Source organism: Fibrobacter sp. UWH1, from assembly GCF_002210365.1.
Classification (GTDB): domain Bacteria; phylum Fibrobacterota; class Fibrobacteria; order Fibrobacterales; family Fibrobacteraceae; genus Fibrobacter.
This window is the reverse complement of sequence record NZ_MWQG01000008.1, coordinates 117,239-123,596: the sequence shown is the minus strand read 5'-3', so window position 1 is coordinate 123,596 and position 6,358 is coordinate 117,239. Positions and strand designations below refer to the sequence as shown.

The 6,358-nt window shown below is 44.9% G+C and carries 8 protein-coding genes; 3 read left to right on the top strand and 5 right to left on the bottom strand.

All coding sequences use genetic code 11. The features are described from left to right. Window positions 1–88 precede the first annotated feature (88 nt). The 5 genes from B7992_RS05750 to B7992_RS05730 all read right to left on the bottom strand — a co-directional run bounded on the left by B7992_RS05750 (window position 89) and on the right by B7992_RS05730 (window position 5,188). Window positions 89–856 (bottom strand): hypothetical protein, encoded by a 768-nt coding sequence (locus tag B7992_RS05750; protein WP_141100380.1) that lies wholly within the window; start codon window positions 854–856, stop codon window positions 89–91. A gap of 40 nt (window positions 857–896) precedes the next feature. Further along, window positions 897–2,636 (bottom strand): hypothetical protein, encoded by a 1,740-nt coding sequence (locus B7992_RS05745; protein ID WP_088665763.1) that lies wholly within the window; start codon window positions 2,634–2,636, stop codon window positions 897–899. Then, complete coding sequence (locus tag B7992_RS05740; protein WP_088665762.1) at window positions 2,626–3,483, bottom strand: TIGR02147 family protein; 858 nt, start codon at window positions 3,481–3,483, stop codon at window positions 2,626–2,628. The genes B7992_RS05745 and B7992_RS05740 overlap by 11 nt, the downstream gene beginning before the upstream one ends. Then, window positions 3,484–4,248 carry an outer membrane beta-barrel protein gene (locus B7992_RS05735; RefSeq protein ID WP_088665761.1) on the bottom strand — a complete coding sequence of 255 codons (765 nt, stop codon included), beginning with the start codon at window positions 4,246–4,248 and terminating at the stop codon, window positions 3,484–3,486. 301 nt (window positions 4,249–4,549) lie between these two features. Next, entirely contained in the window at window positions 4,550–5,188 is a 639-nt protein-coding gene (locus tag B7992_RS05730; protein WP_088665760.1) for a nitroreductase family protein, read from the bottom strand. Between the two features lie 166 nt (window positions 5,189–5,354). Between B7992_RS05730 and B7992_RS05725 the strand changes: the two genes are divergently transcribed. Genes B7992_RS05725 through B7992_RS05715 form a run of 3 tightly spaced genes read left to right on the top strand, consistent with a single transcriptional unit; the run spans window position 5,355 to window position 6,347 of the window. Then, window positions 5,355–5,567, top strand: coding sequence for a DUF3791 domain-containing protein (locus tag B7992_RS05725; RefSeq protein WP_088665759.1), 213 nt, complete (start codon window positions 5,355–5,357; stop codon window positions 5,565–5,567). A 1-nt stretch (window position 5,568) separates the two neighbouring features. Then, window positions 5,569–6,129 (top strand): DUF3990 domain-containing protein, encoded by a 561-nt coding sequence (locus B7992_RS05720; RefSeq protein ID WP_088665758.1) that lies wholly within the window; start codon window positions 5,569–5,571, stop codon window positions 6,127–6,129. Next, the gene (locus B7992_RS05715) at window positions 6,120–6,347 is read left to right on the top strand and encodes a hypothetical protein (RefSeq protein ID WP_073158988.1); all 228 of its coding nucleotides are present in this window, start codon (window positions 6,120–6,122) and stop codon (window positions 6,345–6,347) included. Before B7992_RS05720 ends, B7992_RS05715 begins: the two co-directional genes overlap by 10 nt. Window positions 6,348–6,358 lie beyond the last annotated feature (11 nt).

The window sequence follows — 6,358 nt, the reverse complement described above, 5'->3', positions numbered from 1 at the left end:
GGATTTTTTTTTGTTTTCAGCCTAGATCGGATTTACTTGACGATGAGAATCCGCGTATCGAATAATCTACAAAAATTTTCAAATAAAATTAAAGCCAGTAACTGACGCCACCAAAACCAGACCAATAACGTTTATCAAAGTTTTCTCCATGAACGCCAACCGAGCCCAGTCTTACTCTCCAATGATCATTTAAGCGGTAGCTAGCCGAAGCATATAGGGTGTAGACTCTAGGCGAAAAAGGCACGTCTTCAAGTTCCATATCCCCTTCATAGGTGCTTGCAGAAATTTCAAGGCCAAAGTCTCCCAGATAAGCGCCAGCATAGCCACCATATATAACGGAGGTTCCGTTGTTGGAATGATGGCTATATTCCTTAACCTCGTTAAAGACTAGCATAGAGGTGACAGTCATATCCCCTTCACAGTCGTAGTCGCGATGGTTCATCCACACACCGCCAGAAAACCCGATTTCAAAATGGCTTGTATTCAACCCGAGAGACGCAAACGTATATAAGCCATTGTTGATGCCAACTCCCGTATTGACCATGAATATGTTTTTCTTGAGTGCCAATTCTGCAGCAGCATTTACGATTCCATATTCAAGACTGTATGCAAAATCAACACTACGGCCATTGTGGTAAACATCATCCACCTCCATTTTCTTTGAAGGTCCCGCATTCAAGCCACCAGAAAGACGGACTTGATAGTCAGACGTCATGTGTTCACCTGCACCACGCATTTCAGGAGCAGGATTTACTTCCATCCGTATCTTGGAAATTCTAGGATCGCCTTCCGTGACGCAGCCATTCAATAAGAAAGCGGAAGCAATAAGAATCAAACTAATTATGCGAAAATTCATGCAACCTCACTAACCTTACGAGATCAAAATAACAAAGCCTCTAGCGGGATACCATTTGCTCAAGGCACTGGGAAAAGGATTTCTCTTCATCTATGATGTACGCCATAGAAACAAGGCCATTATCGTCAAGATAAACCATATTTTCCACACTGCACTGTTCTTGAGAAATCTGTTCAATTTGAGCCTTTCTCCCGGAGCAAACCATATCGCCAAACTTTACGGTCACAGAAACATCCTGCCACAGCATATGGGCATGATTCAAGGTAATTTCATAAGTCTTTCCATTGATCGTAACAGTTTCGCTGGTATTTGTGTGGTTTACAATGGTAACGCCGTTTTCCAGTTCATCTTCCGGTTCATAGAATTCTTCTTCAAAAGTCAATGATCCCGAACCACTTGCAAGAAGGCTGTGGAGGCGTGCGAAGAATTCCGAATTCATGTAGTCGTAATCCGGATTCATATCGTAGGCGAAGGTTATTTTTTCCTTTTCAAACTTGACATAAACATTCACATACGAATCACCCACCATTTTCCAAACGCCATCGAGCTGTCCAGAAGTACCGCCAATCAATACATCTGTAGAACCAAGGATATCATGGATAAAGAGCGTATCTCCACTAAAATTGTACTGTGCCGTGTCCTGACGGTTGCTATACCAACCATCAACCCACTTCACTCCCTCACCTTCTTTGAGACAACGACCTTCCAAGCCAAAATCCCAAACTAGAGTTCCAGCATTTGTTCCAGAGGATTCTGCACTATAGTAAACCGGCATAAAATCATGGGCTGCGCTAAATTCCTTCGCAAACTTTGAGGAGGAACTTTCTGTCGTAGCGGATTCACCAGCGGCGATCAGCTGATTCACGCATTCCCCAAATTCCTTTTCATTTCCCCAAGAGTAACGAGTCATGACATCAGGAGTTGCATCCGAATAATGCAAGCCATCCGCATTTTCCGCCTTGCATACTGCAGGAGTTACATTCAAGGTGCTAAAATATTCCAGGTGACATTTTGCAGCGCCATTAGAAAGAGTCAGCGATAAATAATCATCGAAGGAATGAACCGAATCGATTTTCACTTCATAGGTAACATTCTTATAGGTAAATGTTTCGCTTCTATGATCCTGCTTAAGAATCGCCACTCCGTAGCGACCAGGATCAACGGCGCGTTCATCGTAAATGAGATCCGCATAAATATCCATACTGGAATCTTCAAGACCTTCAAAGAACATCCACATAAAGAGGGATTGCATATAGTTGAAGTTCTCTTTTTCCAGCACACGGATTTCAATGGAACCTTCGCCAAAATTCCAGTACACGGTATAGGCAGAACGACTTAATTGCAGCCAGATTCCCTGAAGCTTTCCAAGCTCGCCGCCAACGAATTTAAGAACCGTCACATTGCCATAATAATCTGGTTCTTCATTCAAGGCGGTAAGAGTCAAAGTGTCGCCTGCAAAGCTATAGCGGAACAGGCCCCCAGCAAATTGAGTTACACGGTTCAGGTCGTCGACCCACTGGTAAGTTTCGCCCTGCTTGACACAGCCCGATTCCTGAACAAGACTGATGGAAATTACACCTGTTTTTGTGGTTTCGGAACTTTCCTTCACTTCGTAGGAACCCTGCGCATAAGTACGGGCCATGGCAAACTCCTTCTGCAGATTTACGCCGGAATCGTCTGTGGACCCTGCCATGGGAGGGTCTGACGTGAAGCCGGAACAGCCGCAAAGAATGAGGATTGCTACAAAAACAAAGCTACAAAGCAAATGGTTACTTCTCATTTTTATCCTCCAATTTCCGAGTCAGGGGAAACATTTGTAAATTGATTCGATAAACCCGATCGTAGTTCTTGACTTCCGACACGATGGATTCAATTTTCTTGCGGAATTCCGCCATTTCCTTTGCCACCCGCTCATAAGCGGTGCGGTCAAGCCCCATAGTTATTCCCGACAAGTTACGCTCCGATCCGTCGAACTCATCCAGGGCATCAGCGGCCAAACGGGCGAACTGCTTTTGCATGGAGCGCACAGCCACATTGATGGCTGCCTTGTGATCCGCATTGTCAGCAGGATTGATACCTACGTCCGTCTGAACGTACGACACCTCCCCCGCACTTTCAATCTTTTTCAGCAGTCCCATCTGGACCATTTGATCCAAAGAATAACGTACATCGGCAGCAGGCACAGAGGGGCATAGCATGCGGGCCATTTCAAGGGGCCTTGCCCCCGGCATAATGGGAGCAAGTTCACGCAACGTAGGGTTAATCCAGCTGGAAAAATAAGCGTATGCCTCACCGCCTAAAACACGGACCTTGTTGGCATCTGCCAGGCGGCACATTTCACCATAGGCCGCTTGTTTTTCTTCGTTTGTCTGGGCGTCGCAAAATTCCACCATGCGGCAGAAATATTCCGCCTGGTATCCGGTTAGCCCCATGGCTTTGGCAACACTTTCCGCACCAGATTTGCGAAGTCGTGTTTTACCGTCACACACCAGTTTCAAATATCCCGACGAAGCAAAACCGGAGAGCTTGGAAAATTCACGCCACGTAAAAGCGGAAGTTCTCTTACGCTCTTCGTAGAACTCCCGCATATAGCTGCGATAATCAAGATATTCAACAATAGGTTTCATCTAGAACCAATAACCTATTCCCAACTGTATTTTCAACAACTTATAGTAGGAGCCAATTGCCGTTGAGGCCTCTTTGCAATAACTCTCCACATTTCCATCAACGTCAACACTACCCCATCCATATCCATATTTGTATCTGACTTTATCAGCGTCCACAAGATCCGTCAGCTGATAGCTAGCTCTCAAATCCACGAACAAACCAAAATCAAAAACGTGTCCCACGGCAGCTGCCAGGCTCACTCCATAATTGCGGCCATGATCCAGCGCTTGTTCCTTGAATTCAGTGGTATAATAGTCATATGTTTTCGCAACCATAAAATCAAGGACAACACCACCTTCCACAAATAAAATTCCAGGAATTCGCCATTGTGCAAAAATAGGGATTTCAATGAAGTACTGCTGCAGCATTTCATAGCCGTCATAACCACAATCTGCATGACACATCTCACCCAAAACTTCACCAGTTTCCGAATCAAGAGGAGCAACCATTTCACCGCAGTCAACACTGGTATAGACAGAGTAATTGCGGTAATCCAAGCCAATACCGGAATGCAAATAAAAATGATCCGTCAAACCGTATGCAAAATCGAAAGACAATGTTCCATAAACACCTCCATTGGACGGATAAATATCCGGAACAGCATCCGTCTTTGTCCACATCAGGCCCATTCCGAAGCGTGCTCCAAGATCCAGTTTTTCAGAGAGCGTTGCAGCCATGGCGTTCAGAGACAGCATTATCACCAATACGGCTACCAGTTTTCGCATAAAAAGACCTCCTAAGTCCCCTATAACTTTTGTTTTTTGCAAACAAGTTCCTCCCTGCCCGCATCAAAAATATAGGTAGTTCAAGAATCCGCAACAACACCATCAAGAAACAAATTTTTGTTAATTTCATAGAATTTTAAGCATTTTTACAAAATTTTATCATTTTCAGAAAAATCTATGAAACAATTTGTTTCTTAGAGAAACAAAAAGACACCGCAATTGCGACGTCCTAAACTGAAACAGCTGATGCTGACCTGCGCCAACACGACTGTTCAACAAACACAAGCATGACAGCAGGAAACTACTTTTCGTAACCTACGGCGTGGTTCAGCATGGGAATCTGCTTTTCGTTTAGGCCCAGAAGTTTCTGGAGGCCCGTCTTGTCCATGGAGGCGCGGACGCGGGTGTCAATCTTTGCGCCAGCGCAATAGATGCTAATGTTTTCAGAAACGATGCCTGCATCCATGGCGCCGGTCATCTTCTGGCTTTCGGCATCACCGCGAGTAAACTTGGAAACGTCACTGACCAGAAGAATAATCACCGGAGTCTTCATACGTTCGGTGAAGAGGGCGCGGTTGTCACCTTCCACCACAAGGTTCATAGCATGGGCCTTCGGGTCATACTTGTAAGCAGCCTGGGTGGTGAAAACATAAAGATCCACATCCTGCTTGTTCAGCGCAGAAGGTGCTGTGCGGTGACCCGTTTCAGGACGGTTAATGCCGTTGGCTGCCCACAGGATATTTCCGATTTCCTTATAGGAAACAACCTTCTCGGTGAAGCCCTGTGCAGACTTGCGATTCTGCAAGGCGTCCATGACATCAGTCTTCAATGCCTTGGGCGGAGCGTCAAACTTGATGGTCTTTGCAAGTTCCGGCTTTGCGGTGGCGAAGGCGAAAGTGCAGCAAGCCAATGCGAGGGCGAGAAATGTTTTCAATTTCATGTTTACTCCTATTTAATCATTCACAAGGTAGTAAAAATTTTAGCTCCAATAGGGGACTCCATATTTGTCAAGGAATCAAAGTAAAACTTTGCTGCATTTCTCAAACTCCAACAACTTGTTGGAGTTTTGCAAGATACCATATCCAAATTTTTATATATTGAGAGACATGAGTGAAAACACCCAGATTATCTATATGCAGACAAGGCTCGTTCGACTTATGTCCGAAGAAACGGGAGCGTCTATTGCTGCAGTAGCAACCCAGTTCAAGGAACAGGGAGTTTTTCACTATATCAAGCGAATGTGGGACTTGTTCCATATTGAAGGCGACCAGGCGGTTCTTGAAGACATAAGGCAATACCTCAAGTCAAAGGGCGTGTAAAATGCTTGATTTGAATCAGCGAACCATTCTGTACCACGGAAGTTTTTGCGAAGTATCTTCACCTGACTTGTCTAAGTGCGCCAAGTATAAGGATTTCGGTCAAGGTTTCTACCTTACAACAGACAAGGAACAAGCTAAATCCTTTGCAAAGATTTCTACAAGAAAAGCGCAGGAATCTGGAGTAATTCCAACCCAGCAGAATTTTGGAGTTGTGTCTTCCTTTGAATACATACCGGCCAATCTCCGAACCCAAATCTTTTCAACGGCCGATGCCGACTGGCTACATTGCATTGTCGCTCATCGAAAAAAGGGGCTTTTCAATTCCCTTGTTCAGGATTTTGAAAAATACGATATCGTTGGTGGCAAGATTGCAAACGACGCAACAAACATCACAATAACCACCTACATGACAGGGACATTTGGAGAAGTCGGTTCTCAACAGGCAGATGAAATATGCATACGCCTGTTACTCCCCGAACGATTAAAGGACCAGTACTGCTTTAGAACAACAGTCGCATTACAGCAACTTGCATTTATCAAAAGCGAGCGTATATGGCTGTAACAAAAGAACAAATTCAGGCAGCAATGGAACTTTTGACGACTATGGTTGTCGAGTCCATTTCCAAGGAAGACCATCTTGATGCAGCCGACGTTTTACCCGATTTTTTGAATTCCAAAACCGGGAAAATGCTCTTTGATGAAAGTCTCAAGCTATGGTGCGAAGGCCCCTCGCACATCGAGGAACTGTATAGAGCCGAGCTACAGAAAGCTCACGACTAAAGGCCGTTGGA

Bases quoted from the DNA above. Each gene is read 5' to 3' on its own strand.
- B7992_RS05750 (WP_141100380.1), bottom strand. From the start codon at position 856: ATGAATTTTCGCATAATTAGTTTGATTCTTATTGCTTCCGCTTTCTTA.
- B7992_RS05745 (WP_088665763.1), bottom strand. From the start codon at position 2,636: ATGAGAAGTAACCATTTGCTTTGTAGCTTTGTTTTTGTAGCAATCCTC.
- B7992_RS05740 (WP_088665762.1), bottom strand. From the start codon at position 3,483: ATGAAACCTATTGTTGAATATCTTGATTATCGCAGCTATATGCGGGAG.
- B7992_RS05735 (WP_088665761.1), bottom strand. From the start codon at position 4,248: ATGCGAAAACTGGTAGCCGTATTGGTGATAATGCTGTCTCTGAACGCC.
- B7992_RS05730 (WP_088665760.1), bottom strand. From the start codon at position 5,188: ATGAAATTGAAAACATTTCTCGCCCTCGCATTGGCTTGCTGCACTTTC.
- B7992_RS05725 (WP_088665759.1), top strand. From the start codon at position 5,355: ATGAGTGAAAACACCCAGATTATCTATATGCAGACAAGGCTCGTTCGA.
- B7992_RS05720 (WP_088665758.1), top strand. From the start codon at position 5,569: ATGCTTGATTTGAATCAGCGAACCATTCTGTACCACGGAAGTTTTTGC.
- B7992_RS05715 (WP_073158988.1), top strand. From the start codon at position 6,120: ATGGCTGTAACAAAAGAACAAATTCAGGCAGCAATGGAACTTTTGACG.